General features: G+C 63.8%; 29 protein-coding genes and 1 pseudogene. 9 read left to right on the top strand and 21 right to left on the bottom strand.

Annotation, left to right across the window (positions count from 1 at the left end):
• Positions 1–9: 9 nt before the first annotated feature.
• Genes ACH2DW_RS10510 through alaS form a run of 7 tightly spaced genes read right to left on the bottom strand, consistent with a single transcriptional unit; the run spans position 10 to position 7,920 of the window.
• The gene (locus tag ACH2DW_RS10510; RefSeq protein WP_394929699.1) at positions 10–1,023 is read right to left on the bottom strand and encodes a 3-dehydroquinate synthase family protein; all 1,014 of its coding nucleotides are present in this window, start codon (positions 1,021–1,023) and stop codon (positions 10–12) included.
• Positions 1,011–1,532, bottom strand: a complete 522-nt coding sequence (locus ACH2DW_RS10505) for a shikimate kinase (protein ID WP_394929698.1) — start codon at positions 1,530–1,532, stop codon at positions 1,011–1,013. The genes ACH2DW_RS10510 and ACH2DW_RS10505 overlap by 13 nt, the downstream gene beginning before the upstream one ends.
• The gene (aroC, locus tag ACH2DW_RS10500; protein ID WP_394929697.1) at positions 1,529–2,695 is read right to left on the bottom strand and encodes a chorismate synthase; all 1,167 of its coding nucleotides are present in this window, start codon (positions 2,693–2,695) and stop codon (positions 1,529–1,531) included. The genes ACH2DW_RS10505 and aroC overlap by 4 nt, the downstream gene beginning before the upstream one ends.
• A 9-nt stretch (positions 2,696–2,704) precedes the next feature.
• Entirely contained in the window at positions 2,705–3,562 is an 858-nt protein-coding gene (aroE, locus tag ACH2DW_RS10495; RefSeq protein ID WP_394929696.1) for a shikimate dehydrogenase, read from the bottom strand.
• A 5-nt stretch (positions 3,563–3,567) separates the two neighbouring features.
• Complete coding sequence (gene mltG, locus ACH2DW_RS10490) at positions 3,568–4,812, bottom strand: endolytic transglycosylase MltG (protein ID WP_394929695.1); 1,245 nt, start codon at positions 4,810–4,812, stop codon at positions 3,568–3,570.
• Positions 4,809–5,267, bottom strand: coding sequence for a Holliday junction resolvase RuvX (ruvX, locus tag ACH2DW_RS10485; protein WP_394929694.1), 459 nt, complete (start codon positions 5,265–5,267; stop codon positions 4,809–4,811). The genes mltG and ruvX overlap by 4 nt, the downstream gene beginning before the upstream one ends.
• A gap of 10 nt (positions 5,268–5,277) precedes the next feature.
• Positions 5,278–7,920, bottom strand: coding sequence for an alanine--tRNA ligase (gene alaS / locus ACH2DW_RS10480; RefSeq protein WP_394929693.1), 2,643 nt, complete (start codon positions 7,918–7,920; stop codon positions 5,278–5,280).
• Positions 7,921–8,010: 90 nt separating this feature from the next.
• Between alaS and ACH2DW_RS10475 the strand changes: the two genes are divergently transcribed.
• Positions 8,011–8,787: a hypothetical protein gene (locus tag ACH2DW_RS10475; protein ID WP_394929692.1), complete on the top strand. Its 777-nt coding sequence runs from the start codon at positions 8,011–8,013 to the stop codon at positions 8,785–8,787.
• A 28-nt stretch (positions 8,788–8,815) separates the two neighbouring features.
• On the opposite strand, the gene ACH2DW_RS10470 is transcribed toward ACH2DW_RS10475, so the two are convergent.
• Positions 8,816–9,007 carry a hypothetical protein gene (locus ACH2DW_RS10470; protein WP_394929691.1) on the bottom strand — a complete coding sequence of 64 codons (192 nt, stop codon included), beginning with the start codon at positions 9,005–9,007 and terminating at the stop codon, positions 8,816–8,818.
• 118 nt (positions 9,008–9,125) lie between these two features.
• Between ACH2DW_RS10470 and ACH2DW_RS10465 the strand changes: the two genes are divergently transcribed.
• A complete protein-coding gene (locus ACH2DW_RS10465; RefSeq protein ID WP_394929690.1) occupies positions 9,126–9,896 on the top strand; it encodes a ParA family protein in 771 nt (256 codons plus the stop codon).
• 100 nt (positions 9,897–9,996) lie between these two features.
• Here the strand turns inward: ACH2DW_RS10465 and ACH2DW_RS10460 are convergent, their stop codons facing one another.
• Genes ACH2DW_RS10460 through ACH2DW_RS10445 form a run of 4 tightly spaced genes read right to left on the bottom strand, consistent with a single transcriptional unit; the run spans position 9,997 to position 12,592 of the window.
• On the bottom strand, positions 9,997–11,220 hold the full coding sequence (locus ACH2DW_RS10460; protein WP_394929689.1) for a ribonuclease D: 1,224 nt from the start codon (positions 11,218–11,220) through the stop codon (positions 9,997–9,999).
• Position 11,221: 1 nt separating this feature from the next.
• Positions 11,222–11,548 (bottom strand): rhodanese-like domain-containing protein, encoded by a 327-nt coding sequence (locus ACH2DW_RS10455; protein WP_394929688.1) that lies wholly within the window; start codon positions 11,546–11,548, stop codon positions 11,222–11,224.
• Between the two features lie 9 nt (positions 11,549–11,557).
• Complete coding sequence (locus ACH2DW_RS10450) at positions 11,558–12,133, bottom strand: molybdenum cofactor guanylyltransferase (protein ID WP_394929687.1); 576 nt, start codon at positions 12,131–12,133, stop codon at positions 11,558–11,560.
• An 18-nt stretch (positions 12,134–12,151) separates the two neighbouring features.
• Positions 12,152–12,592 carry a DUF3151 family protein gene (locus ACH2DW_RS10445; protein ID WP_394929686.1) on the bottom strand — a complete coding sequence of 147 codons (441 nt, stop codon included), beginning with the start codon at positions 12,590–12,592 and terminating at the stop codon, positions 12,152–12,154.
• 50 nt (positions 12,593–12,642) lie between these two features.
• Here ACH2DW_RS10445 and ACH2DW_RS10440 point away from each other — a divergent pair, with 50 nt between their 5' ends.
• Together ACH2DW_RS10440 and ACH2DW_RS10435 are read left to right on the top strand one after the other, a co-directional pair.
• Positions 12,643–12,939, top strand: coding sequence for a hypothetical protein (locus tag ACH2DW_RS10440; protein ID WP_394929685.1), 297 nt, complete (start codon positions 12,643–12,645; stop codon positions 12,937–12,939).
• A 62-nt stretch (positions 12,940–13,001) separates the two neighbouring features.
• Positions 13,002–14,111, top strand: a complete 1,110-nt coding sequence (locus ACH2DW_RS10435) for an MFS transporter (RefSeq protein ID WP_394929684.1) — start codon at positions 13,002–13,004, stop codon at positions 14,109–14,111.
• Here the strand turns inward: ACH2DW_RS10435 and ACH2DW_RS10430 are convergent.
• Positions 14,092–14,868 (bottom strand): alpha/beta fold hydrolase, encoded by a 777-nt coding sequence (locus ACH2DW_RS10430; RefSeq protein ID WP_394929683.1) that lies wholly within the window; start codon positions 14,866–14,868, stop codon positions 14,092–14,094. The genes ACH2DW_RS10435 and ACH2DW_RS10430 overlap by 20 nt on opposite strands.
• Positions 14,858–16,342 carry a pyruvate kinase gene (gene pyk, locus ACH2DW_RS10425; RefSeq protein ID WP_394929682.1) on the bottom strand — a complete coding sequence of 495 codons (1,485 nt, stop codon included), beginning with the start codon at positions 16,340–16,342 and terminating at the stop codon, positions 14,858–14,860. The genes ACH2DW_RS10430 and pyk overlap by 11 nt, the downstream gene beginning before the upstream one ends.
• Positions 16,343–16,361: 19 nt before the next feature.
• Here pyk and ACH2DW_RS10420 point away from each other — a divergent pair, with 19 nt between their 5' ends.
• Together ACH2DW_RS10420 and ACH2DW_RS10415 are read left to right on the top strand one after the other, a co-directional pair.
• Entirely contained in the window at positions 16,362–16,988 is a 627-nt protein-coding gene (locus ACH2DW_RS10420; RefSeq protein ID WP_394929681.1) for a histidine phosphatase family protein, read from the top strand.
• Complete coding sequence (locus tag ACH2DW_RS10415; RefSeq protein ID WP_394929680.1) at positions 16,985–18,262, top strand: M18 family aminopeptidase; 1,278 nt, start codon at positions 16,985–16,987, stop codon at positions 18,260–18,262. Before ACH2DW_RS10420 ends, ACH2DW_RS10415 begins: the two co-directional genes overlap by 4 nt.
• Positions 18,263–18,267: 5 nt before the next feature.
• Here the strand turns inward: ACH2DW_RS10415 and ACH2DW_RS10410 are convergent, their stop codons facing one another.
• The 3 genes from ACH2DW_RS10410 to ACH2DW_RS10400 are packed head-to-tail and all read right to left on the bottom strand — an operon-like array spanning position 18,268 to position 21,051.
• A complete protein-coding gene (locus ACH2DW_RS10410) occupies positions 18,268–18,942 on the bottom strand; it encodes a lysophospholipid acyltransferase family protein (RefSeq protein WP_394929679.1) in 675 nt (224 codons plus the stop codon).
• The gene (gene cmk, locus ACH2DW_RS10405) at positions 18,929–19,606 is read right to left on the bottom strand and encodes a (d)CMP kinase (protein ID WP_394929710.1); all 678 of its coding nucleotides are present in this window, start codon (positions 19,604–19,606) and stop codon (positions 18,929–18,931) included. The genes ACH2DW_RS10410 and cmk overlap by 14 nt, the downstream gene beginning before the upstream one ends.
• A 5-nt stretch (positions 19,607–19,611) precedes the next feature.
• On the bottom strand, positions 19,612–21,051 hold the full coding sequence (locus ACH2DW_RS10400) for a GuaB1 family IMP dehydrogenase-related protein (protein WP_394929678.1): 1,440 nt from the start codon (positions 21,049–21,051) through the stop codon (positions 19,612–19,614).
• A gap of 66 nt (positions 21,052–21,117) precedes the next feature.
• On the opposite strand from ACH2DW_RS10400, the gene ACH2DW_RS10395 reads away from it, so the two are divergent.
• Both ACH2DW_RS10395 and ACH2DW_RS10390 read left to right on the top strand, forming a co-directional pair.
• Entirely contained in the window at positions 21,118–21,837 is a 720-nt protein-coding gene (locus tag ACH2DW_RS10395) for an alpha/beta fold hydrolase (protein ID WP_394929677.1), read from the top strand.
• A gap of 3 nt (positions 21,838–21,840) precedes the next feature.
• On the top strand, positions 21,841–22,752 hold the full coding sequence (locus tag ACH2DW_RS10390) for an L-threonylcarbamoyladenylate synthase (protein WP_394929676.1): 912 nt from the start codon (positions 21,841–21,843) through the stop codon (positions 22,750–22,752).
• Positions 22,753–22,811: 59 nt separating this feature from the next.
• On the opposite strand, the gene ACH2DW_RS10385 is transcribed toward ACH2DW_RS10390, so the two are convergent.
• Genes ACH2DW_RS10385 through ACH2DW_RS10370 form a run of 4 tightly spaced genes read right to left on the bottom strand, consistent with a single transcriptional unit; the run spans position 22,812 to position 26,272 of the window.
• Positions 22,812–23,339, bottom strand: coding sequence for a J domain-containing protein (locus tag ACH2DW_RS10385; protein ID WP_394929675.1), 528 nt, complete (start codon positions 23,337–23,339; stop codon positions 22,812–22,814).
• The gene (gene xylB, locus ACH2DW_RS10380; RefSeq protein ID WP_394929674.1) at positions 23,336–24,757 is read right to left on the bottom strand and encodes a xylulokinase; all 1,422 of its coding nucleotides are present in this window, start codon (positions 24,755–24,757) and stop codon (positions 23,336–23,338) included. The genes ACH2DW_RS10385 and xylB overlap by 4 nt, the downstream gene beginning before the upstream one ends.
• Before the next feature lie 23 nt (positions 24,758–24,780).
• Positions 24,781–25,452 carry a nitroreductase family protein gene (locus ACH2DW_RS10375; protein WP_394929673.1) on the bottom strand — a complete coding sequence of 224 codons (672 nt, stop codon included), beginning with the start codon at positions 25,450–25,452 and terminating at the stop codon, positions 24,781–24,783.
• Positions 25,442–26,272: an enoyl-CoA hydratase/isomerase family protein gene (locus ACH2DW_RS10370; protein WP_394929672.1), complete on the bottom strand. Its 831-nt coding sequence runs from the start codon at positions 26,270–26,272 to the stop codon at positions 25,442–25,444. The genes ACH2DW_RS10375 and ACH2DW_RS10370 overlap by 11 nt, the downstream gene beginning before the upstream one ends.
• A 109-nt stretch (positions 26,273–26,381) precedes the next feature.
• Between ACH2DW_RS10370 and ACH2DW_RS10365 the strand changes: the two are divergent.
• Positions 26,382–26,580, top strand: a pseudogene (locus ACH2DW_RS10365) (hypothetical protein); the annotation flags it as partial.

Genomic DNA, 26,580 nt, shown 5'->3' with positions numbered 1-26,580 from the left:
AGTCGATGTTCAGCCTAGGATGCGCGCCATTGCGGCGCGAACCTGTGTCTCGCCGACGCCTGAAACCACTTCAAGACCAGCGGGACCGTCGAGCACGTAGGTCAGGCCCGAGCCCACAGCCTTCTTGTCGCGATACATCAGCGACACAAGCTCATCGGCATCGAGCCCGAGCGGCGGGTTGGTCATCAGGTCGTACTCGCCTGCGACCACGGCCCGATGCCCTTGGACTCGGGCAGCGTCGATGCGACCTAACTCGAACCCCAACTCGGCGGCATAGATCAGACCGACCGCGACGGCCTCACCGTGCGCCAGTTCGTGTTGCGTGGCGATCTCGAGCGCGTGGGCAAATGTGTGCCCATAGTTGAGCAGCGCACGCCGGCCGCCTTCGCGTTCGTCCGATGCCACGACCTCGGCCTTGATCTCGATACACCGGGCGACGCGTGCTTCGAGATCCATCGCCAACAGGTCATCGCCGGTGAGGAAGTGATATTTCGCCATCTCGCCGAGACCACAGCGCATCTCGCGCGGCGGCAGCGTGTCGAGGAAGTCGAGATCGCACAGCACACCGGTTGGCTGCCAATACGCGCCGACCAGATTCTTGCCTTCAGGCAAGTTGACGCCGGTCTTGCCACCAATCGCAGCATCGACCATCCCGAGCAAACTCGTTGACACATGAACGACGGGGATGCCCCGGTGCCACGTCGACGCCGCAAACCCCGCCACATCGGTAACCATGCCACCACCGACACCGATCACCACGTCGTTCCGAGTGAGGCCCATTCCTGCAAACCCGCGTACCAGCGTCTCGATGGTGTGGAGCGTCTTGGCACCCTCACCCTGACCGATCACGAACGTCTCGACATCGAGGCCAGGAAGGACGATCTCTGCAGGAATACCGTCCTGGGTGATCACCGCCGCCCGCTGCGCAGTCGCCGGAAGCAACGACGCGAGCTCGGCCGACACGCCCCGACCAACCACGACGTCATAGCTGCGGTCACCGAGAGGAACGTTCAGCCGGCGCATCGAAGCACCGCCTGGGCCACATCGTGCACCGACCGATTGTCGACCGACACGATTGCGTCGGCGACATCGCGATACAGCTCGTCACGATCTCGGTGCATCGCACGCAACATTGCCTCGGGGTCGTCGTCGAGGAGCGGCCGATGCGCACCGTTCTTGACTCGATCGATCAGCACGTCCACGTTCGCGAGTAGCCACACCACATGGGCATCGCTCTCTGCAAGTGCGATCCGATTCGCCGCCGAAAGCACCACACCACCTGCAGCAGCGACCACCGAGGGCTCGTCATCGTTGAGCGCATCAACGAGTGTCTTCGTCTCCAGCTCACGAAACTCTGCCTCGCCGTCCGTCATCCAGATCTCCCGAACGGTACGGCCGGTGCGCTGTTCGATCAGCTCATCGGAATCGAGCAACGGGCGGTCGAGCTTGCGCGCCAGCACCCGTCCGACCGAGGACTTTCCTGCGCCCATCATCCCGACCAGCACCAAGTGCTTCGCGCCGCAGACGTTCACGACAAGTTGGCGCTGAAAGACTCGGCATTACGAACAAACTCGTCCATCGAGTCGCCGCCGAACTTGCGCTGAGCTTCGGTTGCCAGTACCAGCGACACCATGGTCTCGGCAACGACACCCATCGCTGGAACCGCCGTCACGTCGGTGCGTTCCTTGAACGAGACGCCTGATTCTTTGGTGGCGGTGTCGACGGTTTCAAGGGTGGGCTTGTTCAGCGTGGCGAGTGGCTTCATTGCTGCACGCACGACCACGAGTTCGCCGGTGGTCATCCCGCCCTCGGTACCTCCGGCGAGTGTGCTGCCTCGCCGGTATTCGTTTGCGTCGGAGTCCCAGCTGATCGGGTCGTGAGCGGCACTTCCCCGCCGTCCGGCAACCTCAAAACCGTCTCCGATTTCGACACCCTTCACCGCCTGAATGCTCATCACGGCCTGCGCAAAGGCGGCGTCGATCTTGCGGTCCCAGTGGACGTGGCTGCCGAGCCCGACAGGCACCCCAAATGCCAGCACTTCGACGACTCCGCCGAGCGAGTCGCCTTCCTTCGCGGCAGCCTTAATGGCAGCGATCATTGCCTCGGACGCATCGGCGTCGAAGCAGCGCACCTGGTTCTCGTCCACTCGATGGAGTTCACTCGGCGTCGGGCGAGCAGCAGACGATGGGACTCGGGCGTCACCCATCTGGATGACGTGCGAGATGACCTCGATATCGAGTGCCTTGAGCAGTTTCTTGGCAACCGCGCCAGCAGCGACGCGCGCTGCGGTCTCTCGAGCGCTGGCTCGTTCGAGCACGTCACGGGCGTCGGTGAAGCCGTACTTCTGCATGCCCGCCAGGTCTGCGTGGCCCGGCCGGACCTGTGTCAGCGGGTCCTTCGTTGCGCCTGGGGCCGGCGACATCTCGTCGTGCCACTTGTCGCTGCGGAACCACTCGCTGTTCTTGATCTCAATGGCTACCGGAGACCCCAGGGTGCGCCCATGGCGGACGCCACCGATCAGCGTGAGCTCGTCAGCCTCAAAGCGCTGGCGCGGGCCTCGACCATATCCAAGCCGGCGACGGCCCATCTCGGCCTGGATCTCCTCGACCGTGATCTCGAGGCCGGCGGGCAGGCCTTCCATGATGACCACGAGGCCCTGACCATGGCTTTCACCGGCGGTGAGATAGCGAAGCATCTGGTCAGGCTATCTGGGAGCGTTTCGCCGAGCAGCGAGTTCAGTCACAGCCGCCGCACGCATTGGCGCCGTGTCGGGACGATGGCCGAGCCAACGCTCCTGCTGCAGCGCGGCCTGATGGACAAGCATGCCGAGTCCGTCGATCGTCGTCGCGCCAATGTCAACCGCGGCACGCATCCACGCTGTTTCAAGGGGGTGATACACCAGATCGGCGACGATCTGTCCGGCTCGCAAGAGGCCGGGGTCACACGCCATGTCGACGGAGGTCGCACCGCCGGGTTCGACGCCCATCCCCACACTTGTTGCGTTCACGACGATGTCCGCTCGCGTCACATCACTGACGATCCCGACAGATGCTGCTGGTGACAGCGTTGCGGCCTGTTCGGCACGATCCTGCGTGCGATTGAGCACCGTGATGTCGGCAGCGCCGGCGCGGCCGAGTGCGTCGATCACCGATCGCGCCGCGCCCCCGGCTCCGATCACAGCAATACGAGCATCGGTGACATCGACACCAGCCTCGGCAAGCGAGGCGACAAATCCAGCCCCGTCGGTGCTTGAACCCACGAGTTCGTCACCATCCCAGCTCACTGTATTTACAGCATCGAGTGCCCGAGCGGCCGGCTCGAGGCGATCGACGAGTCGAGCGACATCGGACTTGTGTGGCATCGTGACCGACAGCCCAGCGAGACCGAGGAGGCGCATCGCGCTGATTGCCTCTTCAGCGCTCCCCCGGGCGATGTCGAACGCCGTGTACACCCAGTCAACGCCGGCAGAGTCGAACGCCGCCTGATGGATGACGGGCGACAGACTGTGCGCGACCGGCGAACCGATGACTGCTGCAATGCGTGGTCCTGTGTGTTGCGCCATCAACATCATCCACCAAATTCGACGTCGGCATACCGGGCAATGTTCGCCTCGTGTTGCTCGAAGGTTGCCGAAAATGCGTGACTGCCGTCCTCGTCAGCGAGCACGTAGAAGAAGTAGAAGCACTCCGACGGATTTGCCAGATCCTGACAAATGGGATCGCCTGGCGCTGGGTTCGCAGCCGGATTCAGCGCGGCTCTGATCGACGCGCGTCCAGGGTTTGCAATCGGCGTTCGCGGCAGGCCTGGTCGGGTGTACGTATTCCACGGCGTATCGATTTGCCGGAGTTGGCTGAAGTCCAGGTTCGGGTCGCCATTGGTTTGATCACGGCCGTAGTACACCGACGCATCGATTTGGAGGAGGAACGGATCGTCCGGGTTGAGCCGACTCACCGCCAGCCGATTGAGGATGACGCGGGAGATCTTCGCTCGATCCTCGGGAACAGCGGCCTCGCGTTCGATCATCGACGCGACGATCAGCGCTTCATAGGGGGTGTAACCGAGCTGTGCTGCCTTCGACTCGATGTCTTCCTGTTCGCCAACGCGCTCCATGAGGCTGACCATGCGATCGAGCAATTGGGCCTCGGATTCGGCGTTCGACACCGAATAGGTGTCGGGGAACAGCAACCCTTCGAGGCTGCCCGTTCCGAAGGGCAGCCATTTGGTCGCGACGTTCGGCGCAGTCGCCGCCGCAATGAATTCGGCTTCGTCCATCCGCTCGACCACAGCGTCGACGCGTCGACCCATGCGATCGATCGTAAAGCCCTCAGGGAACGTGACATTCGTCGTGGTCTGAGCTGGCGGTGTCTTCAGTCGTGCGAGGACGTTGCCCATGTGATCGTTGGGCCGGAGTTGATAAAAGCCGGGAATGATCTCGAGACCGTCATCGTCTCGTTCGACGTAGCGCGACCACACCGCAGCGTCGGAAATAAAGCCGTCCTCGACAAGTTGTTCGGTCAACGACTCGAAGGTCGCGTCTTGCGCGATCTCAAAGTTCTGCAGCTCTCCTGGGTCACCGGCCGGGTTGATCTTGCCGAGGTACCACCAACCGACCACGCCGGCAATGAGAATCAGGACGAGGACCAACACCATGGAGGTGTATGCGAGCCATTTCAGCGGCCGCGTCTGCCGACGAAGCCGCTCGACCTGCCCGGTTTGGTCAGTGGAGTCCCACGGATCGGTCGGCCAGTCCATCGCCGGCCGATTGTCAGGGTCGATCTGCGCCTCGGGCAGCAGCGGATCAAGCTGCGTCATGATTGCCCCCAGGTGTTCCGGCGGTGGTCAAGCCATGCTTGCAGCATCACCGCAGCAGCCATCTTGTCCACAATTTTGCGCTGCCGCTGGCCGCTGAGACCAGCATCACGCATCGCCTGTTCGGCCGTCACCGTGGTGAAGCGCTCGTCATACATCTCCACAGGCACGCCGACAACGGTAGCGAGCTGTTTCGCCTCCTTGGTGGCACCCCGGGCTGCTGGTCCCTCGGATCCATCAAGCGACAGTGGCAAGCCAACCACCACGACATCACACTCCTCGATCTTGACCAGCCGCGCGATCTCGGCATGATCATGCCGTCGTGACTTCGACCGATACACGGTGGTCAGGGCCGACGCGATCGTGCCGGACAAATCGCTGACTGCGATGCCGACACGCTTCGAGCCGAGATCGACTCCGAGCGCCCGGACACCGGGGACACGCTCCAAGTCGTTCACAGGAGCCCGATCACAGCACCTGGGGAACGGCCTCCGCAGCGATGCGCAGGGCCTCCGCGATGCCGGACGGATCCTTGCCGCCTGCTGTCGCGATGTCGCCCTTGCCGCCGCCTCCGCCACCAACGGCACGAGCGGCGTCTTTGATCAGCAGGGACGCAGGTTTCGGGTTGCCTGGTGCGACTGCGCCCACAAGAGACACACCGCCCGTGTCGGTCTCGCCGACCAACACGACCACCTGAATCCCCGGCGTCTGGCGCACGGCGATGGCCAATTCGCGCAAATCGCCTGGTGACAATCCGTCGACCTGTGTCACGACGACACCTTCCACGGCGATATCAGCGAGTTCGCTTGCGCGACCCGCAGCGAGCTGGGATCGCAACGCCTTGATCTCATCTTGGAGACCCTTGACCTCGTCGAGTTTGCGCTGCACGCCTCCGAGCAAGTCGTCGGCTTGCGTACCGACCATTTGCGCCACCTCGGAAATGAGCGATTCGTCGCGCTGGAGCAGTGCGACGCTGGCGTCACCGCTGACCGCCTCGATCCGGCGAAGGTTGGATCCGATCGACGATTCGCTGACCACCTTGATCGTCCCGATGTCGCCGGTGGCGCGAACGTGAGTACCCCCGCACAGTTCGATCGTCGAGCCCGCCTCAAGCACTCGAACGATGTCGCCGTACTTGTCACCGAAGAACGCAATCGCGCCGAGCGCCTCGGCTTCATCCTTGGTCGTCTCGAAGATGCGCGTCGGCATGTTGCCCAACGTCTCGTGGTTGGCGATGTCCTCGATCTGCTTGATCTGCGCCGGCGTCACTGCGTCGTAGTGCGAGAAGTCGAACCGGAGCCGGTCGGGACCGACCATTGACCCGGCCTGCTTGACATGCTCGCCGAGCACGTGGCGCAGCGCATAGTGCAACAGGTGCGTGGCGGTGTGGTTGCGGCGAATCGCATCGCGGCGCAGGACGTCGATCGATGCCGTGCCGGTCTGGCCCACGCTCACGGTGCCGTCGGTGACACGCGCATTGTGGCGACGCAGGTTCGGCAATGCGAAGGTGGTGTCGAGCACCGTTGCTGTGCCCGAATCGGTGGTGATCGTGCCGGTATCGCCGATCTGGCCACCGGATTCGGCGTAGAACGGCGTGCGGTCCACAAAAATGTCGACCGTTGCGTTGCCGTCGGCATCAGCGGGACCGTCGAGAATCGCAAGCACGCGGCAGTCTGCGAAATCGTCGGTGTAGCCGACGAACTCAGTGACTCCGAACTGGTCGAGCACGTCACGGAAGCCCTCGATTGCACCAGCGTCAGCGCCGCCCTTCTGGGCAGCCTTGGCGCGTTGGCGCTGGGCGGTCATATCGGCGTTGAAACCATCAAGGTCGACGTCGATGCTGCGTTCGCTCGCAATTTCCTGTGTGAGTTCGAGCGGGAAACCGTAGGTGTCGTGCAGCAGGAACGCGGTCGAACCCGAGAGTTTGTCGGTGTCATCATTGAGCTCGCCATCAAGGATGGCCAGACCGTTCTTCAGCGTGTGACGGAAGCGTTCTTCTTCCTTGCCGATGACGTCGGTAATAAAGCCCATGTTCTTGGTGACGTCCGGATAGGCCTGCCCCATGACGTTTCCGGCAACCTCGACAAGGCGTGGCATGACGAGCTTGTCCGTGCCGAGCAGGTACGCGAAACGCACGGCACGACGGATGATTCGGCGCAGCACGTAGCCGCGCGCCTCATTCGAGGGGAACACGCCGTCGTTGACCAGCATCGTGCTGGAACGGGCATGCTCGGCGAGCACGCGCATCGCAAAGCTCGCACGGTCGTCGTAGTCGCCCACGATGTACTTGTGTCCGGTGATCGACTGCGCTTCGTCGATCAACGGCTGCATCAGGTCGGTCTCCCAGACCGAGTCGACGCCCTGCTTCAAGGCCAGGATGCGTTCGAGGCCGGCTCCGGTGTCGATCGACGGCTTGGGGAGTGCCGTGCGTGTCCCGTCAGCTGACTGGTTGAACTGCATGAACACGAGGTTCCAGAGTTCCATGAAACGATCCCCGGTCGGGTCGAGCAGTGGGCCACCGTCCGGGCCGAATGCAGGACCCCGATCGATGTGGATCTCGCTGCACGGCCCGCAGGGGCCGGTGTCGCCCATCTGCCAGTAGTTGTCCTTGTCACCCAATCGTTGGATGCGCTCCATCGGCACCCCGACTTGCTCGTGCCAGATGTGCTCCGCTTCATCGTCCGACTCGTGGACCGTGATCCACAACTTGTCGCCATCGAAGCCGAGGCCGCCTTGTTCGACCGATTCGGTCATCAGGTCCCAGGCGTAGGGAATCGCTGCTTCTTTGAAGTAATCGCCAAAACTGAAGTTTCCGAGCATCTCGAAGAACACGAGATGTCGTTTCGTCCGGCCAACGTCGTCGAGATCATTGTGCTTACCGCCGGCGCGGGCACACTTCTGCGAGGCGGTCGCCCGCTTGAACGGCGGCTGCTCGTTGCCGACGAAGTAGTCCTTGAACGGAACCATGCCAGCAACGTTGAACAGCACCGTCGGGTCGTGCGGAATGAGACTCGCCGATTGCACGACGGTGTGGTCCTTTGCCGCGAAGAAGCCCGTGAAGGTGTCGCGCAACTGGTCGGCCGTCATCTGGCCCTCGAAAGTGCTCGTCATATCGCCGCCGATCCTACCGAGCGACCCATCAAGCAACGTGGAAGGTATGCCGATGGGTTGCACCGCGTTCTGGCAGTAGCTTGCATCGCCGTGAGCGGATCTGAGTCTCAGCCCATCGATGTCCACGAGTGGATCAGCTTCGACGACCCTGATGAGCACCGGACGTGGGTCTTCGATGCGACATACCTGCGATCCAACTACATGTGCATCTTCGGCTGCGGCTGCAAGGGCATCCTCGACGAACCTGCCCCTGAGTTGATGCAGGGGTGCTGCTCGTTCGGCGCCCATTTCGTTGATGAAGCCGATGTTGACAACGTGAAGTCCTACTTCGACCGTGTGGAACCCAAGCACATGCAGTTCCATGCCAAGGCGGCGACCACCAAGAAGGGACAGCCCGGCTATCTGCGCGACGGAGACCCAGACGACGAGGGCAATCCGACCACCATGACCCGGCTGGTGCGCCACGAAGGCACCAAGGCCTGCATTTTCCTCAACCGACCCGGATTCGAAGGCGGCGCCGGGTGCGCGCTGCATATCGCAGCCGATGATCACGGCGAACGAATGATGGACTGGAAGCCGCAGGTGTGCTGGCAAGTCCCACTGCGGCTCGAACATTCCAACGACGAGTCAGGTCATGTCACATCACGATTGCGAGAGTGGAAACGCCGCGACTGGGGAACAGGGGGCGAAGACTTCGGCTGGTGGTGCACCGAAGAGCCCGAGGCCTTCGTCGGCAGCGAGCCGCTCTATCGGTCAGCCCGCGACGAAATTGTCGAGCTGATTGGCGCGCCGATCTACGACCAAATGGTCGAATTGCTGGAACGGACCGAGTGGGTACCGCTGGCGCATCCCGTCGTGAGGCGCTGAAAGGCCCGATCAGAACGGCGAAGCGCGGCTACTCGTCGTCGTCGTCGTCGAACTCGACGCCGTACTTGGCGGCCAGCTCGGCGTACTCGTCATCGCCAGATGACTCGTTGTCACTGGACACGACGTCGTCGCGGCCACCGAGGCCGAGATCGAACGCTCCTGGTCCGGACTGCTTAAGTTTTCTCGCCTCTTCGAATCGGCGATGACGACCCTTCTTCACGACAGGGCTCCCACACTAGAAAGTTGACATTGAGCCAGATTGTACCGGCCTGTCCTGGTATTTCGCGGACACTCCACCACTCTGACCCCCGTATGATCGATTCACAATGATGCACACGGTGGCAGTCTTGAACCAAAAGGGAGGTGTCGGAAAGACAACAGTCACACTCGGCCTCGCCTCCGCCGCCGCTGCCGCTGGACGCAGAGTTCTGGTGATCGACCTGGATCCGCAGGGTTCGAGCTCATGGGTCCTGGGTGTTGAGCCCAATTCTGTTGACGTCACCGTCGGCGATGTGCTTGAAAAGGCGCCGATCAAACGAGCAATTGTGCCATCTGCATGGTCAGACCTCGTCGACGTCGTACCTGCAACGGCTGATCTCCAACGCCTCGAGAGCGGGCAAGCAGAGTCGAAGCGAGCCGCACGACTTCGCAAGGCGCTTGGCGCCAACCGCATCGGTGACTACGAAGTCGTTCTGATCGACTGCCCGCCATCACTCGGGAATCTCACGACGAACGCACTCACCGCAGCGCGTCACGCGCTCGTCGTGGTCGAACCCTCTGCACTTGGATTACGCGGTATCGGCGGCGTCGCCGATGCCATCGACGCCGTATGGGACGACCACAATCCTGACCTCGAACTCTCCGGAGTCATTCTCAACCGTGTCCCAGCGGTGTCGTCAGAGGCCGAGCGCCGCATCGCTGAATTGACCCGAATCGTCGGTTCATCGGCAATTTGGGAGCCATCGGTGCCACAGCGGGTGATCTTCAATCAGGCGGTCGGCGAACGACGACCGATTCACTCCTACGCGAGCCGCGCAGCCGAGCCGATCGCAGTCTTCGATCGCCTGTGGTCACGACTCCGCACATCGATCCATCAGGCCGCCCGCTGAGTGCAGGCGTGACGGCTGGTCCCGACCCCAAAGTCACTGCGACCCCAAGTAACTGAGTGACGGCTGGTCCCGACCCCAAAGCCACTGGGGCCGGACGTGGTTAGGCGACGGGAATCAGCTTGAGTCGGCCTGCCTCGAAGGTCAACCCCGCTTTGCCGGCAACCAGTTCTTGAATGCCTTCACCGAGCATCGCCGCCCGCCAACCATGCGCCAGCCTGGCATCGTCATCGCCGCGGAGAAAGGCCACGATGTCTGCTCGTGTACCGAGGAGCACGGTGTCGATTTTCTCATCGCGGGCGAGTTGGCTGACCCACGCCGACACCAGCGTGACAGCCGGTCGCAGGTTCCGATCGAGGTCATCGGGTGATGCTGGCGCGTCCGGCGGCTCGTTGCCCTTGCCGTCCTGCACCGCCTGCAACAGCTCCTCAGCAATTCCGCCTCGCGAGTGGCGATCATCGATCCCCCGCGCCTGCGTGAGTTCTTTCAGAGTTGACGGGCTGCGCTGGGACACACCGAGGATCGCAAGGTCGGGTAATACCTGCCGAACCGGGATGTCGACGCGCATCGCTCGGCGCTCGCGCCACGCCGCTACCGACTGCGCCACCGCACGGGCACCGGGCCGGAGCGATCGGCTGTCCTTCAGCCGGAGCCATGCATCTTCTGGATTGGCTCCGCTGACGGGTCTGTTCCGAAGTTCTTCGCATGCGTCGTCGGCCCACTGCGTTCGGCCTGCCTCTTCGAGCGTGGCCCCGAGCAGATCGTGCACCTCCAGCAGATACTCGACATCGATCGCCGCGTACTGGCATTGATTCTCGGTCAGCGGTCGCCGCAACCAGTCCGTGAGCCGATCGCCTTTGGCCGGGGTGATATTGATCTCCCCCTGGAGCAACGCCACGAGCGACGGCGTCCCGTAGCCAACGAAGCCAGCGGCGAGCTGTGTATCGAACATCCGGTTCGGAACGCTGCCGACCGCATGGGTGAGCACGTCGAGGTCCTGCTGAGCAGCGTGGATGACGCACAGCGACTCGCTGGCGAAAAGCCGGCCGAACCCCGAGATGTCAACAGCGAGCGGGTCGATCAACGCCAATTCTTGAATACCGTCGCGACCATCAGGCTGCCAGGCGACTTGCACCAGTGCAAGCTTTGGCCAGTACGTCCGCTCGCGATGGAACTCTGTGTCGAGGGCGTACCGATCGACATTGAGCAGCTCGGTCAAGACGTCATCGAAATGTTCCTGCGTATCGACCCACTGGTAGCCGATCTCGCCGGGGGCGTTCTGTGCTGGTTTGCTTGCGCGATCCTTGCGCACTCCGGAGCGTGCCATGTCAGCGACCCGAGACCGCATGTTGGCCGCCGGCCCACCAGGCCATCATCCCGCCGGCGACGTTGACCACGTTCTTGCCCTGAGCAGCGGCGAACTCACACGCCCGATAGCTGCGCCCGCCCACTTTGCAGATCACGTAGGTGGGCTCGGTGGCGCCATCGTCGCCGAACGCGTCGAGACGGTCAGGCACCGTTCCGAGAGCAACGTGGACGGCAGACTCGATGTGACTGTCGACCCACTCGTTGTCTTCGCGCACGTCGACGAGCCGGACATCGCCGGCCGCCTGCAGGAGCAAGAGTTCGTCCACCGTTATTTCAGGAATGACCACGCCGCGACCCTACTGGCCTGCATCGCTGGAACCCGGAACGTCCGGCGGCCGATTGACGTTGGTCATCGCCCGAGACGCGACCTGAACGGTTTGGGTGTCGATCTGGTCGAGCACTCGGTGGACTGCCCGTTCGCCGCCGTCGAAGAGGGCGACCAGCTCGTCCAAGCAGGCGCGACTCCAGACAACGAGCGCCGGCTCGACCCGGTCGGTCTGAGCGGCCGTTGCCGCGCGTCCGGGATTGGCCTGGGCAGCATGCAGCAGGTTGCGCACGGTTCCAGCATCGAGAAGTGGCAAGTCGCAGGCGGCAACCAGCACATGCGACACCTCGGTGAAGTGACCCAGTGCGCTGATGATGCCGCCGAGTGGACCTTCACCGGGAACGCCATCGGCGACGACGGGGAGCTCGAGCGCAGCAAGCTCCAACGGCGAACCGCCGACCAGGGCAATATCTTTGCACCCACCGGCGGCGAGCGCGCGTGCCACGCACTGCGCCATGGGGACGCCGTCGACGTCGATCAGCGCCTTCGTCCGGCCCATTCTGCGGCTCGCGCCACCGGCAAGGATTGCTCCTGCGACAGGCTCCATGTGTCTCCCGGCAGTCAGTCAGTCAGTTTCGAGTGGGATGCCAGTCGGGTCGAGCTGCAAGAGAAACAGTGTGATCCGTTCAGCCTCGTCGGTTTCGCCGATCTCCGCAGCCATGGCTCCCAGGCCCCGCAGTGCTCGGAGAAATCCGTGATTGGTGGGTTCTGCCCACCTGACGTATCCACTCCCCCGCCAGCCGTTGGCCCGCAAGGTGTCGAGGCCCCGGTGATACCCGACGCGGTAGGCCGCGTAGCGCTCCATCGTGTCGCGGCCGAGATCGCCCAGTTCGGCCCAGCCAGCGAGGAATCGTGGCGATGCCGCCACCACTGCGGCAACAGCGGCTCGGCATTCCCCCTCGGGCAACGCCAACGCCTCGGCAAGCCGTTGAGCATCGACGGGGTCTGGTGCGGGAAGAACGGTGGTCGGAAGTCCCGAGGACATGTTGATCGGCTGGTCGCTCATCGCCATCGAGCGTACAGAGCGCCGTGCTGACCCGCCATTAGGCTTGCAGCGTGTCCGCCCTCACGCTCGATGCAGCCAAGAGCCTGTCCATCACGGTCGTGATCGTGTTTCTCGTCGGTTCGCTCGCTGCCGCGTGGATGATGAAGACGATCATGCAGAAGGTGGTCGTCATCGCCGTGCTGCTGCTCCTCGCATTCTCGGTGTACAGCCAACGCACGTCGTTGCAGGACTGCGCCGACAAGGTCCAGGGCAACTTCACCCGTGACGGCACGAGTGTGACCGTGACCGACACCGAGTGCTCGTTCTTCGGCGCCAAGGTCACCATCACAGATCCGCGTACCGAGTGACCGAGCCGGCGCCTCCGAACACCAGCCCCGACCGACCGATTCCGCCGGCGACCCTCGCCCGATTGACCGCCGCAAAGGCAGTTGCCAACACGGCGCTGCGCTGGATACCACCATTTCTGCCCACGCTCGAGCGCGCTTTCGGCGTCTCCACCACTCAGCTCACGACCGTGTTAGGTCTCGGCGAAACCGCAGGGCTGTCGACCGTGCTCGTCGGCAAGCATCTTGATCGAGGGCGCGAGCGCCTCATCATGATCGGCGGGTTGTCAACCATTTCCGTCTCGTCGGTCATCGCACTCGGCGGTTCGATCTGGACATTTGCTGTCGCCTTCGTCCTCCTGATCCTCGGTGTCGCCAACTTCACCGTGGCCGGGCATGCCTGGATCAGCCACCGAATCGACTACCGATGGCGGGCACGTTCGATCGGGCTGTTCGAAACGTCGTGGGCGCTTGCACTGCTCGTTGGCGGTCCAATCATCGCGATCCTGATCAACGTCTTTGGCTGGCGTGGCCCTTTCGTCTTCCTCGCAGTCGCATGTGCGCTCGCTGCACTGGGCGTTGCTCTCTCGCTCCCGGTCGCACCCCGTCGAGTCGCCGGCGACACCGTCGACCAACCGCGTCAGCGCCTCACGCCAAAGGCATGGTTCGTCGTGGTGGGATCAGCCACGCTCGCACCGGCTGGGCTGTCAATCTTTGTCATCTCGGGAACCTGGCTCGACGACGAGTTCGGAGTGTCGACCGGAGGGCTGGGACTGATCGTGATGGGCTTCGGGGCCTTCGAACTGGTCGCCAGCATCGGCACAGCGACCTTTGCCGACCGGATCGGAAAGATGAAGTCAACGCTTGGCGGCGCCATCGTCGTGCTGCTCGGCCTCGCCGTGATGCTGTCCGCCGGGGACCGACTTTGGGTCGGCGTCGCCGGCCTCCTCGTCTTGTTGATCGGTTTCGAGTACGGCTTTGTCACGTCGCTCTCGCTCGTCAGTGAAGCGATGCCTGACGCCCGCGGCACCACACTCGCCATTGGCAACGCCGTCGGCACCCTCACTCGAGGCACCGGCACGATCCTGACCGGCGTGCTGTACAGCGCCTACGGCATCGGCGGATCGGCAGCCCTGTCCGCCGCCGCCGCCGCCATCTCAGCCGCCTGCCTCCTCGTCAGCCGACGCCTCGACTGAGCCACTCGCGCAGCAGCATCGCCAATTCGGTCGGGTGCGTGTTGGGTGCACCGTGTCCCGCACCATCGAGCCGAGCGAAGGTTCCGCTCGGCAGCATGTCGGCAAGTAACTGCATCCCTCGTTGGTGATGCGCTCGGCCGTGCTCGCCACCGACGGCAAGCACAGGGCAACGGACGTCATCGGCGTTCCATGGCGGCGCCCGACGCAGATCGTTGAGCTCGCCCACCATCGCCACACCCTCGGCACGCCTACCGGCGCGAGTCCCTGCTGGCAATCGCTCCCACCGCTCATCGCCGACGAGGCGACGCATGAACGCTTCGGCCGCGTCTTCCGGAGTGGCGGCCTGCGCCGCAGCGCCGCCTGCCCCGCTGCTCGGCCACCAATCGAACCACGACAGCGGCGTCTCGTACACGACAGCTCGAGTGATCAGCTCCGGCCGCCGAGCTGCCAGACCCAGCACAACGTTGCCGCCAAAACTGTGCCCGAACGCCAGGTCGATGCTCCGAGCCGGCACATGACGGTCGAGCACCAGGGCCAGATCGGCAATCTGCTCATCGAGCACGTACGGCGAGCCAACCTCACTCGACTTGGCATAGCCGCGTCGGTCGTACCGGATCACGACGGCGGTCGCGTCGAGCTGCCTGCTGAGTCGCAGCATGCCTGCTGACCGGTCCATCGAACCGTGGCACAAGACGACCAACGGAAGGGTGAGATCGTCGACGTCGCCCGCCACTGCGGAGAACAAGTCAGTCGACATGAACGATGCGCATCACGTCGGATGCGGCTCGACCGACCCACGAACGTTTCGGCAAGTTGCGGTCGAGGTCGGTCTGGCGCTGGGCAGGCGCGCCTGCCAGAACCACCACGGTGTCGCCATGGCGCACCATGCCGGCACGCAGCGCCGTTTCAACGGCAAACCAGACCATCTCGTCGGTGGACTCATACGTGCCGACCTGCATCGGGATGACGCCCCAGGTGAGCGCCAGGCTCCGCACCATCGACGCTTCTGGCGACAGGGCGATCATCGCGGCGTCCGGCCGGAATCGCGCCATGGCCCGCGCCGTTCGACCACTGTTCGTGCAACACAGAATGGCCGATGCTTTCGAATCAATCGCCGCCTGCGATGCAGCGTGGGTGAGTGCCGCTGTCACGCGGTCACCGTGCTCCATTGGTTCGTGCCGGCCATCGAGTTGCACGCGGCCCAAACGGTCTGCCCACTGGCGGTAGCTCGCTGCCGACTCGGCTCGCTCCGCGATCTTGCCCATCGTGGTCACGACTGCAACAGGGTCACGGCCGATCGCCGTCTCACCCGACAACATCACTGCGTCAGTGCCATCGAACACCGCGTTGGCGACATCGCTCACCTCAGCACGGGTGGGTGCAGACGCCGTGATCATCGACTCGAGCATCTGCGTCGCGGTGATGACCGGCGTGCCCACCTCGACGCAGTGTCGAATGATCTTCTTCTGCAGGTGCGGAACGTCTTCGATGGGACAGTCGATGCCGAGATCGCCGCGAGCCACCATCACCGCATCGGACATCTTGACAATGTCGTCGAGGTTGGCAATCGATGAACTCGTTTCAATCTTCGCGATGAGTTGTGCGCGCCACCCGACAACGTCACGCACCCGCTGAACGTCGATCGCTTGGCGGACGAACGACACGGCGATGAACTCGACCCCCGCCGTTGCCATCTCTTCAGCGAGCACCAGGTCCTCGTCGGTCGGAGTGGTCAGCCGCAGCTTGTCTGACGGCAGATGCACACCGGGCTGACCATTGGCAGTGCCACCCGTTTCGACGCGGACGATGGCGCACTCGTCACCAACCGACTGCACCGACATCGAGATTGCACCGTCACCGAGCATCACGTGCCCGCCGATCATCAGGTCTTCGAGCAGCGTTTCGTACTGCACGTAGATGCAGTGTGAGCCACTCGGCTCATCGCCGGCACGAAGCTCCACCATCTCGCCGACAGCGAGCACGGCTCCGCCCTCAGGGAAGCGACCCGAGCGAATCTTGGGGCCTGGCAAGTCGGCCAGCACCGCCACCTCTTTGCCAACCGCTTCGGCAGCGGCGCGCACCGTGCTGAGCCGCAGGAGGTGTTCGTCGATCGTGCCGTGGCTCAGGTTGAGACGCACGACGTCAACACCCGCACGCATGAGGTCTTGAAGACCTGTGGGGGTGTCACTTGCCGGGCCAATGGTGGCCACGATCTTCGTCCTGCGTGTCATATCTGCTTGTCTATCGTGAATGGAGTTGTTGTTGATTCGCCACGCACTGCCAATTCGACGCGAGTTGGAGTCCGGCGCTGCCGACCCCGAGTTGTCCGAAGATGGCCACGCCCAAGCAGCGCACCTCGCTGAGTACCTCTCATCGGAGCATCTCGATGCGGTCTATGCGAGCACAATGCAGCGCGCGCGTCAGACCGCGGAGCCGGTGGCGTCGCAGCGCAATCTCGACATCGAATTGCGCGACGGCATCACCGAGTTCGATCGTTTCAGCTCCGAATACATCCCCGTCGAAGAGTTGAAAGCCAACAACGACCCACGCTGGCAAGAGATGCTGGACGGCGTCTGGGACGGTGACGAGACCCAGAAGGAATTCCACAGCCGGACGGTCGGCACGATCGAAGAGATCGTCGCAGCGCATCGCGGGCACCGCGTTGCTGTGGTTTGCCACGGCGGCGTCATCAATGCCTACCTCACCACCATCCTCGACATGACGGGCGACTTCAGCCGCGGCTTCTTCTATCCGAACTACACCTCGATCCACCGGGTTGCCGCGTCCTCGAACGGCGACCGCTCAGTCATCACGATCAACGAGACCAGCCACCTGCGTAATACCGGGCTGCCCATGGGTCTCTTTCAGAAGGGATGACCCACGTGACCTCCCACCCAGAGAGTGCCGCCGAGATTGCGGACCTGATCTCCTTCCTCGACGCGTCTCCATCGCCGTGGCACGCGGTCCAGTCGACCGTTGCTCGTCTCGACGGCTTCACTCAACTCGACGAGACAGCCGCCTGGAATGGCATTCCCTCCCACGGATACGTGATCCGCGGCGGAGCGATCGTGGCGTGGAAGCTCCCGTCTGAAAGCAGCGCCGCGACACCGTTCCGGATCGCCGGCGCCCACACAGATTCGCCGTGCCTGCGCGTGAAGCCACAGCCAGACACGGGCAGCGCCGGCTGGAAACAGTTGGGGGTCGAGGTGTACGGCGGCATCTTGAACAACACGTGGCTCGACCGTGACCTGGGTGTCGCTGGTCGCCTCGTCGCTCGCGATGGCTCGACCACGCTGGTCGACGTTCGACGCCCAGTCGCTCGTGTCCCGCAACTCGCCGTACACCTCGATCGCAACGTCAACGAAGGCGGTCTCCTCCTCGACCGCCAACAACATCTCACTCCCGTGTGGGGCGTCGGCACCACATCGCCTGGCGAATTCTCTCGGTGGATCGGTGGCGAAGCCGGCCTCGACACGCCGCCCACCTGGTGGGAGCTATGCCTGTACGACACGCAAGGCGCCGCTGTCATCGGCGCTGACCAATCGCTGCTCGCGTCAGGGCGCCTCGACAACCAACTGTCGTGCTGGGCTGCGGTCCGTGCACTCAACGCAGCTCAACCGATTGATCACATCGCGATGATCGTGCTCAACGATCACGAAGAGGTCGGCTCATCAAGCGCCACCGGCGCAGCGGGCCCGCTGCTCGAATCCGTGCTGGGCCGCTTGGTCTCGACGCGTGGCGGAGCGAACGACGATCTCCCCCGCGCGCTCGCCGGATCGCTGTGCATCTCGGCCGACAACGCACACGCGGTCCATCCGAACTATCTCGAACGGCACGAGCCCGGGCACCACCCCGTCGTCAACGGTGGGCCCGCTCTCAAGATCAACGCCAATCAACGGTATGCCACATCTGCAGAGACCGCTGCGGCGTTCCAAGTCGCATGTGAGGACGCCGGCGTCCCATGGCAGGTGTTCGTTTCACGCAACAACATGCCGTGCGGGTCGACTATCGGGCCGATCACCTCGACCCGTCTGGGCATTGCGACTGCCGACGTCGGTGTCCCGCAGTTGTCGATGCATTCGTCACGCGAGTTGTGTGGCGTCGATGACCCCGGACATCTGGCGGCGGCCTTGACCAGCTTCTTCAGCTGAGCCGTTCAGTTGATCGAGGCTTGCGCCTCGTCGTACAACCGCTGTAGCTCGCTGTGCAGCTGCTCGGTCACCGCCGCAACGGCCTTGCGTGATGCTCGACCGTTCTCGCCAACTTCGGCTCGAATCGGTTCACCAATGATCACCTTGACCTTGCGCGGGAACACAAACTTTGCGCCGCGTGGCATCACCCTGTCCGACCCGCCGATACCCACGGGAATGATCGGCACACCAGCTTTGGCTGCGACGAACGCAGCGCCATCGAACAGCGGTTGCACGATCGGGCCGTCCTTGCGTTCACCTTCGGGAAACAGCACGAGCGGTTCACCGCCACTGAGCACGGCAATCGATCGTTGCAACGCCTCGCGATCAGCAGTTCCGCGCGACACCGGAAACGTCCCCAAGGCCGAGATGAGCTTGCCAACCGTGGCGTACTTCCACATCGAGTCCTTGCCCATAAACCGGACGCGACGTCGAGTGACGCAGGCCGCAATCGGCGTGTCGACGTAGCTGCGATGCACCGGAGCCAACACATAAGCCCCATCTGCCGGCAGACGGTCCTTGCCATCGATCTTCATGCGCGTGTACAGCTGCGTGAAGCCGCAGACAATCGTGCGGAAGAACACGTACAAGACCTTCTCCGACCGGCTCGCCCCGGCAAATCCGGTCTCAACCCGCGACATCATCACTCCCTCGACTCGGGGTCAGGAGACGGAGGACCGAGTCGACCACGTCGGTGATCGACAGGCCACTGGTGTCGACGACGACGGCGCCGCTTGCTTCGACCAGCGGGCTGTCAGCACGAGACGAGTCCTTTCGATCGCGCTCGATGATCGACGATTCGACATCGTCGACGTCGCCACCAATCTCAGCCACGCGCCGCTCGGCGCGCACCCGCGGTGACGCGGTGATGTACAGCTTGAGTGCGGCGTCGGGAAACACGACCGACCCGATGTCTCGCCCCTCGACGACGCCACCACCTCGCGCCGCGACCCATTCCCGCTGGCGGCGAACCAACTCGGAGCGAACCGAGCTGTTCGCAGCGACCGAACTCACCGCAGCGGTCACCGCGCGTCCCCGAATCTCGATGCTTGCATCGACGCCATCCACCGTGATGCCATCGTCCTGCACACTGAGTTCGATTGCTGCGGCCACCCGTGCGACCGACTCGATGTCGCCCGGATCCAGCCCCCGTCGAAGCACACCGAAGGTGACGCCCCGGTACATCGCACCCGTATCGAGATATCCCAACCCGAGGCGCGACGCGACCGCTCGGCCGACTGTGCTCTTCCCCGCGCCCGCTGGACCATCGATGGCGATCACCACACCGCCAGTCGGTCCGCTCATCGAGGTCACCAGCTCACCCCAACCGGGCGACCTTCGTCATAACCGGACGAACTCTGCACTCCGACCACGGCTCGTTCTTGGAACGCCGGGATCGAAGCGGCCCCCGCGTAGGTACACGCCGACCGCAGCCCAGCGACAATTTGATCGATGATGTCCTCGACACTCGGACGCTCAGGATCGAGATACATCCGGGAGGTGCTGATGCCTTCCTCGAACAACTCCTTGCGGGCTCGATCGAACGAGCTTTCAGCACGGGTGCGGTTCTTCACCGCACGGTTCGACGCCATCCCGAAGCTTTCCTTATACAGCCGCCCTTCCGGATCACGGAGCGTGTCGGCAGCTGATTCGTAGGTTCCAGCAAGCCAGGAGCCAAACATCACGTTGGCGGCACCACCCGCGAGCGCCAGCGCCACGTCGCGCGGGAACCGCACGCCACCGTCTGCCCAGATGTGCTTGCCCAGCCGGGCTGCCTCGGCAGAGCATTCCAGCACGGCGGAGAACTGTGGCCGGCCCACTCCTGTCATCATCCGAGTCGTGCACATCGCACCTGGGCCCACGCCGACCTTAATGATGTCGGCACCGGCCTCGATCAGTTCGCGGGTTCCGTCGGCAGTGACGACGTTGCCAGCGACAATGCATGCGTCGGGCAGCGCCGCCCGCACCGCTTCGACCGCGCGCAGCGTTCGCGTCTGATGGCCGTGCGCCGTGTCGATGACGAGCACGTCGGCGCCCATCCGGGACAGTTCAGTGGCACGCGCTGCGGGGTCACCGTTGATTCCAACTGCGACGCCGACCAGCAGACGACCTTCGGCATCGACCGCTGGGCGATAGATCGTCGATCTCAGCGCGCCCTTCCGCGTGATGACCCCCAGGAGTCCCCCGTCGTTGCTCGCCGGATCAACTACCGGTGCCACGTTCAGGCGCATCTCTTCGAGTTGGTCGTATGCGGTGGCAGGATCGACGTCCGGATCGACGATGTGCAGGTTGCGCGTCATCACCGCGTGCAACTGGGTGAAGCGGTCGACGCCTTCCTGATCGTGTTCGGTGAACACGCCCACCGGCTTGCCGTCGTCGACAATGACGACCGCGCCATGCGCTCGCTTGTGGATCAACGACATGGCATCACCGATCGTCGCATCCGGACCCAGGGTGATGGGAGTCTCAAAAACGGGGTGGCATTGCTTGATGTAGGCCACGACTCGGCCGACGACGTCGACAGGAATGTCTTGCGGCAGGATCGCTATCCCGCCGCGTCGAGCGACCGTTTCAGCCATGCGCCGTCCCGCGACAGCGGTCATGTTTGAGACGACGAGTGGGATCGTTGTTCCGATGCCGTCCGGAGTCGTCAGGTCGACATCCATCCGTGAGGCCACATCGGACAAGCTGGGGACCATGAAGACGTCGCTGTAGGTCAGATCGTGGTCAGGTTCGTGAAGGAGGCGCATGGGTCACTCTCGATTCGGGCACAGCGTGCAAGGCGGCATCACGATACGGCCTAGGGTGGCCGCTGCATGGGATCAGTGGCGCTGGTACACGGTTGGGGTGGTTCGTTCGCAACCACCTGGCAACGAAGTGGGTTGACCGCGTTGCTCGAAGACGGCGGCAAGGAGGTCGTCGGTGTCGACCTGCTCGGGCATGGTGCAGCACCGAAACCGCATGACCCGGAGGCGTACAACGACCTGACCGCCCGCGTCTTCGATGCGATTGACGCTGCCTCGCCAGACGAACCGATCGAGGCAGTCGGATTTTCGCTCGGAGCAATCACATTGCTGCGAGCGGCAATCGCTCGTCCCGATCGTTTCAGCCGCCTGGTGTTGGCGGGAATCGGCAAGAATGTGATCGAGCGAGATCAGGAAGGTGCGACGCGCATCGTCGAGGGGCTCGAGAGCGTCATCGAGAGCGGTGAGGCGACGCCCGCAGTTCTCGCCGACATGGACCACACGGCTCGGCTCTTCGTGCAGTACGCCCAGCAGCCTGACAACGACATCGTTGCGTTGGCCGCTGTCATGCGTCGTGCTTCAGCCGGCGAGCTTGATGCGACGTTGTGCTCCGCAGTCACCTGCCCGGTACTCATCGTGGTCGGCGACCAGGACTTCGTCCATCCTGCTGACGAGTTGGCGTCGTGGTTTCCGCAGGGCCAATGCGAGACGTTGCGCAATGTCGACCACTTTGCCACGCCGGAGGCGTTCGGCTTCTTCGACGCCACACTCGAGTTCCTCGACGCGATCTGAGCCGTGTCGCTCCTCTCGACCGACGTCGGTCGTGCCGCCGAGGTACTTCGCGCCGGAGGTCTCGTCGCCGTTCCCACCGAAACGGTCTACGGGTTGGCAGCCGATGCGTCGAATTCTGCTGCCGTTGATCGGATCTTCGCGGTCAAAGGGCGTCCAACGGGTCATCCGTTGATCGTTCATCTCGCCGATGCCGATGACCTCGACACCTGGGCTGACAACCCGGCACCGATTGCACGCACGCTGGCAGATCTCGCGTGGCCGGGTCCCCTCACGTTGATTGTGCCTCGATCTTCGCTCGTGCCTGATGCGGTCACGGGCGGGCGCGACACCGTGGGCCTACGCGTGCCGTCACATCCGGTCGTCCGCGACCTGCTGCGACGAACTGGGCTTGGCATCGCTGCGCCCTCAGCGAATCGATTCGGTTCGGTCAGCCCGACAACGGCGGAGCACGTCCTGGCAGACCTCGGCGACTACCTCGACCCCACACGCGACCTCATCCTCGACGGCGGTCCGTCGACCATTGGCGTCGAGAGCACCATCGTCGACACCACTGTAGATCCGCCACAACTGCTTCGTGCCGGGCCGCTGACCGAGGAACAGATCGGGGCACTCGCGACCGCATCGGGCCCCTCGCGAGCCAGCGGCATGCTGACATCGCATTACGCACCGCGCTGCGAGGTACGCCTGGTCGATCATCCAGACGATGCAATGGCACTGCGCGCAGGAACGCCCGGTGCACGCGTGCTTGACCTCACCGGCGATCTCGTGGCGTACGCCCGGCTGCTGTATGCCGAGCTGCGATCAGCCGACGACGAAGGTGTTCGGGTGCTGATTGCCGTGTTGCCCGCGCCAGAGGGACTGGGTCTTGCGATCCGGGACCGCCTGGAGAAGGCCGCTGCCCCTCGCCCACGCTGAGGGCATCACCTGATCCTCGCCACGACATCCTCACGGCCTCGCGGCGGCAGCACCTCGCGTTACCGCCAGTCGTAGCGGTTCAGCTGGTCGATCCAAGTGTCACGCACCCGTTCGATGTCCGGGACCGGCTGTCCCGTCTCATTTGCCAGCGTGATACTCACCGTCGACGCACCAGCGTCGGGCACAAGTTCCAAACGGCACCAGCAGGGAGTCGGCTCGTGGAGATGCGTGTCGAGCCGGTAGGGCGGGTCGTCGTCGAGGACCTCGCCGATCCAGCTGGACACCACCAGCAGTGCTTCGAAGGTTTCGACAGGGAGTGCCTCGACGGTGAACGACGGAACATCTCGTGACACGCCCGTCGGCTCGTCATGGGGTTCGCTGGCCGACCGGTCGACGGACGCCACTGCCGTGACGCGGTTGGCGATCTCCTGCAGCGCCCGACCGGCAGCCTGGTTGATCGAGCGCATCATCTCGGCATCGCCGCCGGCGTCAGGATGATGCAGTTTGGCGAGGTCGCGACGCGCCGTTCGGACCGCCGCAGGGGACGCAGTGTCATCCAATCCGAGCACCGCGAACGGATCGCTCATCGGTCGCGCAACGCGGCGTAGCGTTCGCGGAGCGTCTCGTCCGACGCGGAGCGTTCCACAGCGATGCCCTCCCCGAGCCCCCAGCGACGCTGAATCACCGCGTGATCAACCTGCTCGAACACTGCTGCTGCCTGCACCGCTGCGCCGGTCGCGACAGCTTGCTCAGCCTCGCTGAGGACCACCGGCGCGTCGATCATCGCAGCCATCACCTGCTGCACAGCCTGCGAGCGTGCCGCCCCGCCCGTCAGGAGCACCCGGCCGTCGAGCTGGGTGAGTTGACGAAGTGCGTCGAGCCCATCGAGCAGACCGCAGGTGACACCGTCGACGGCAGCACGGGCAAACTGCTCGCGGGTGATGTCGCTTCGAATGCCGTCCAGCACTCCGGTGGCTTCAGGACGATTCGGCGTTCGCTCGCCATCGAAGTACGGCAGCAGCACCGGTCCGCCCGGCTCCGCCGCAAGCGCGAGTCGGTCGAACTCGGCGTGCTCGACACCAAGGAGATGGCGGATGGCATCCAGCACCTTTGCCGCATTCGACGTACACACGAGCGGCAAGAAGCGGCCGGTCGCATCAGCAAACCCGGCGACAGCACCCGTTGGATCGGCGGTCGGCGTCTTCGAGACGGCGTAGACCGTTCCCGACGTTCCGATCGAGATCACCGCATCGCCTGGTCCCAGCCCGACACCGAGGGCACCGGCCATGTTGTCCCCAGTGCCGGGAGCCACGACCGCGTTCCCGCTGGCCATCCACTGTCCAGCGGTCTCTCGTGGACCCAGAACATCGGGCACAACAGCGGCCCAGTCGCGATGCGCATCGATCAACTCGAGCACGTCCCATCGGTACTCCCCTGCGGCTGGGGACCAATACCCCGTGCCTGACGCATCGCCTCGATCAGTGGTCACTCGACCAATCGGCGCGCCCGGCGTGATTGATCCTGTCAGCCGCGCCGTGAGGTAGTCGTGCGGCAACATGACCCTGGTGACACGCTGCCAGGCATCAGGACGGCATCGCTGCAGCCAGGCCAGCTTCGTGACCGTGAAGGCCGCCACCGGAACGCTGCCGACCGCGTCGGCCCACGCGGCGGGTCCGCCGAGCCGGATGTTGAGGTCGTCGGCGTCGGGAGCGGACTCGGTGTCGTTCCAGAGTTTGGCAGGGTGCACGGGAACGGCGTCTTCGTCGAGAGCAACCATGCCGTGCTGCTGCCCGGCCACGCTGATTGCTGCAACCGTCGGCGCGCCCGCCTCGGCCCATGCGGCGTTGAACGCCGTCCACCAGCTTTCGGGGTCCTGTTCGCTCACTGGCGCGACGACCGCTGGATGTGACGCAGACGACGAGGCCATCACCTCGCCTGATGCAAGATCTCGGATTTCGATCTTCGTCGACTGCGTGGACGAGTCGACACCGGCGATGAGGGGCATGTGAGAAATCTACGCGGCAAGATTTAGGCGGGCGCGATCCAGGACGGAGACGTGCCCCATTCATCGTCGAAAACGATCTCGCCCACGGGCTTGCGTTTGAGCGGTCCATGCCTGCCTGCTGGAACCCCGAGGGTGATGCACGCGGAGAGCGCCGCGCTGTCGGGAATCCCCAGCATCAACCGCAACTCGTCTTCCACGCCCAGGTGCCACATCGTCAACGCGCCGCCGTAGCCGAGCGCTCGAGCGGCGAGAAGCAGGTTTTGACACGCCGGGTAGACCGACGCTCCTTCGTACGGTCCGGGGGCTCGATACCTCTCCAGGCAGACCAGGATCACGACGGGAACCGATTCGAAGTGATCGACAAAGTGCTGCATCGAGTCTGCGAAGCGGCTGGGACGGTAAGCCCGCTCGCCCTCGGTTCCGGCGCGTTTGTCGTTCCAACCGTCTCTGAACGACTGGCCAAGCAGCGACTTGGCGGCTCTGGCGTTTCGGCCATCGCGCAGCACCAGGAATCGGAATGGTTGCCGGTTCGACCCGGAGGGTGCCCGACCGGCGTGCCAGAGAATCTGTTCGAGGTCGGCGTCGCCGACCGGATCATCGGTGTACCGGCGAATAGCGCGTGTCGTCGCGAGCGCCTCCAGTAATCCAATGTCGTCGAGGACCTGTGGACGGCCTGTCGGCGCACTATCTGCCATGAAACTCAGGATCGCGCTTTTCCATGAATGCCGCCACACCTTCGGCAAAATCGGCGGTCGACAACAGCGGCAACAACTGGAGATAGACGTGGTGCACGTTCTGTTCGAACGTCTCGGTCTCAGCAGCGCGCATCATCCGCTTGATGGCACGCACTGCAAGTGGTGCGTTTCCCGCGATTTCAGCGGCGAACGCAGCTGCGCTCGCCGCAAGGTCGGCAGCGGGAACGACCTGATTGACGATGCCCAATTCGAGCGCCTCTGCAGCGGTGATCGTGCGTCCTGTGAACGCCAGTTCCGCCGCCTTGGCGTAGCCCACCATTCGAGGCAGGAGCCACGTTCCGCCGCTTTCGGGAACAATGCCACGCTTTGCGAACCCGGAGTTGAGCTTGGCGCTGTCCGCCGCGAGACGGATATCGCAACCCAACGCCAGGTCGAGTCCGTAACCGGCGGCGCCACCGTTCAGCGCGCAGATGGTTGGCGTGTCAATGTTGTGGAGCACCATGGGCGGTGCGTTCCGCATGTCGATCTCACCAGGCGGGCTTGTTGACGCACCTTCGGACAGGCTACCCAACCCGCCTTTCGGACCCGCCATTTGGGCCTGCAAGTCGAGCCCCGCACAGAACGCCCTGCCCGCGCCCGTGACAATGATTGCGCGCACCTGGCGGTCGGTGTCTGCATCGATGAGACGTTCGCTGATCTCACGCAACATCCGCGGCGAAATCGTGTTCATCCGTTCAGGGGCATCCAACGTCAATGTCGCAACGTGACCATCGACGTCGTAGCGGACCTCGGCACTGGATTCATCCGATCTTGCAGACATCAAAAGACAGTACTGCTTGGCATTCATGGTCGACGAGGCATAACATCCACTGTTACCTACAGAGCGAGGGCATTCGGTCCGCGCCCAAACAGGGGGAGAATTAATCAACATGCAGAAATCACGCGTAACGCGCGTCGGTTCGTTGCTCGTTGGTCTGACACTCGTTGCCGCAGCTTGCGGTAGCGATGACGACGAAGCGACCACCACCGATGCACCCGCTGAGACAGAGGCACCTGCCGACACCGAGGCACCCGCCGACACCGAGGCACCCGCCGACACCGAGGCACCCGCCGACACCGAGGCACCCG

Origin of the sequence: uncultured Ilumatobacter sp. (assembly GCF_963980585.1) — a bacterium.
Lineage (GTDB): Bacteria > Actinomycetota > Acidimicrobiia > Acidimicrobiales > Ilumatobacteraceae > Ilumatobacter_A.
This window is presented reverse-complemented; position numbering and strand designations above follow the sequence as displayed.

Excerpts from the sequence above, each read along its gene's own strand:
- ACH2DW_RS10395 (WP_394929677.1), top strand. The coding sequence starts at position 21,118 with ATGGGATCAGTGGCGCTGGTACACGGTTGGGGTGGTTCGTTCGCAACC.
- ACH2DW_RS10400 (WP_394929678.1), bottom strand. The coding sequence starts at position 21,051 with ATGCGCCTCCTTCACGAACCTGACCACGATCTGACCTACAGCGACGTC.
- ACH2DW_RS10430 (WP_394929683.1), bottom strand. The coding sequence starts at position 14,868 with ATGTCGACTGACTTGTTCTCCGCAGTGGCGGGCGACGTCGACGATCTC.
- ACH2DW_RS10450 (WP_394929687.1), bottom strand. The coding sequence starts at position 12,133 with ATGGAGCCTGTCGCAGGAGCAATCCTTGCCGGTGGCGCGAGCCGCAGA.
- ACH2DW_RS10510 (WP_394929699.1), bottom strand. The coding sequence starts at position 1,023 with ATGCGCCGGCTGAACGTTCCTCTCGGTGACCGCAGCTATGACGTCGTG.
- ACH2DW_RS10375 (WP_394929673.1), bottom strand. The coding sequence starts at position 25,452 with ATGGCAGATAGTGCGCCGACAGGCCGTCCACAGGTCCTCGACGACATT.
- ACH2DW_RS10415 (WP_394929680.1), top strand. The coding sequence starts at position 16,985 with ATGACCCACGTGACCTCCCACCCAGAGAGTGCCGCCGAGATTGCGGAC.
- mltG (WP_394929695.1), bottom strand. The coding sequence starts at position 4,812 with ATGACGCAGCTTGATCCGCTGCTGCCCGAGGCGCAGATCGACCCTGAC.
- ACH2DW_RS10460 (WP_394929689.1), bottom strand. The coding sequence starts at position 11,220 with ATGGCACGCTCCGGAGTGCGCAAGGATCGCGCAAGCAAACCAGCACAG.
- alaS (WP_394929693.1), bottom strand. The coding sequence starts at position 7,920 with ATGACGAGCACTTTCGAGGGCCAGATGACGGCCGACCAGTTGCGCGAC.
- ACH2DW_RS10385 (WP_394929675.1), bottom strand. The coding sequence starts at position 23,339 with ATGAGCGATCCGTTCGCGGTGCTCGGATTGGATGACACTGCGTCCCCT.
- ACH2DW_RS10420 (WP_394929681.1), top strand. The coding sequence starts at position 16,362 with ATGGAGTTGTTGTTGATTCGCCACGCACTGCCAATTCGACGCGAGTTG.
- xylB (WP_394929674.1), bottom strand. The coding sequence starts at position 24,757 with ATGCCCCTCATCGCCGGTGTCGACTCGTCCACGCAGTCGACGAAGATC.
- ACH2DW_RS10445 (WP_394929686.1), bottom strand. The coding sequence starts at position 12,592 with ATGAGCGACCAGCCGATCAACATGTCCTCGGGACTTCCGACCACCGTT.
- pyk (WP_394929682.1), bottom strand. The coding sequence starts at position 16,342 with ATGACACGCAGGACGAAGATCGTGGCCACCATTGGCCCGGCAAGTGAC.
- cmk (WP_394929710.1), bottom strand. The coding sequence starts at position 19,606 with ATGAGCGGACCGACTGGCGGTGTGGTGATCGCCATCGATGGTCCAGCG.
- ACH2DW_RS10410 (WP_394929679.1), bottom strand. The coding sequence starts at position 18,942 with ATGTCGCGGGTTGAGACCGGATTTGCCGGGGCGAGCCGGTCGGAGAAG.
- aroE (WP_394929696.1), bottom strand. The coding sequence starts at position 3,562 with ATGGCGCAACACACAGGACCACGCATTGCAGCAGTCATCGGTTCGCCG.
- aroC (WP_394929697.1), bottom strand. The coding sequence starts at position 2,695 with ATGCTTCGCTATCTCACCGCCGGTGAAAGCCATGGTCAGGGCCTCGTG.
- ACH2DW_RS10370 (WP_394929672.1), bottom strand. The coding sequence starts at position 26,272 with ATGTCTGCAAGATCGGATGAATCCAGTGCCGAGGTCCGCTACGACGTC.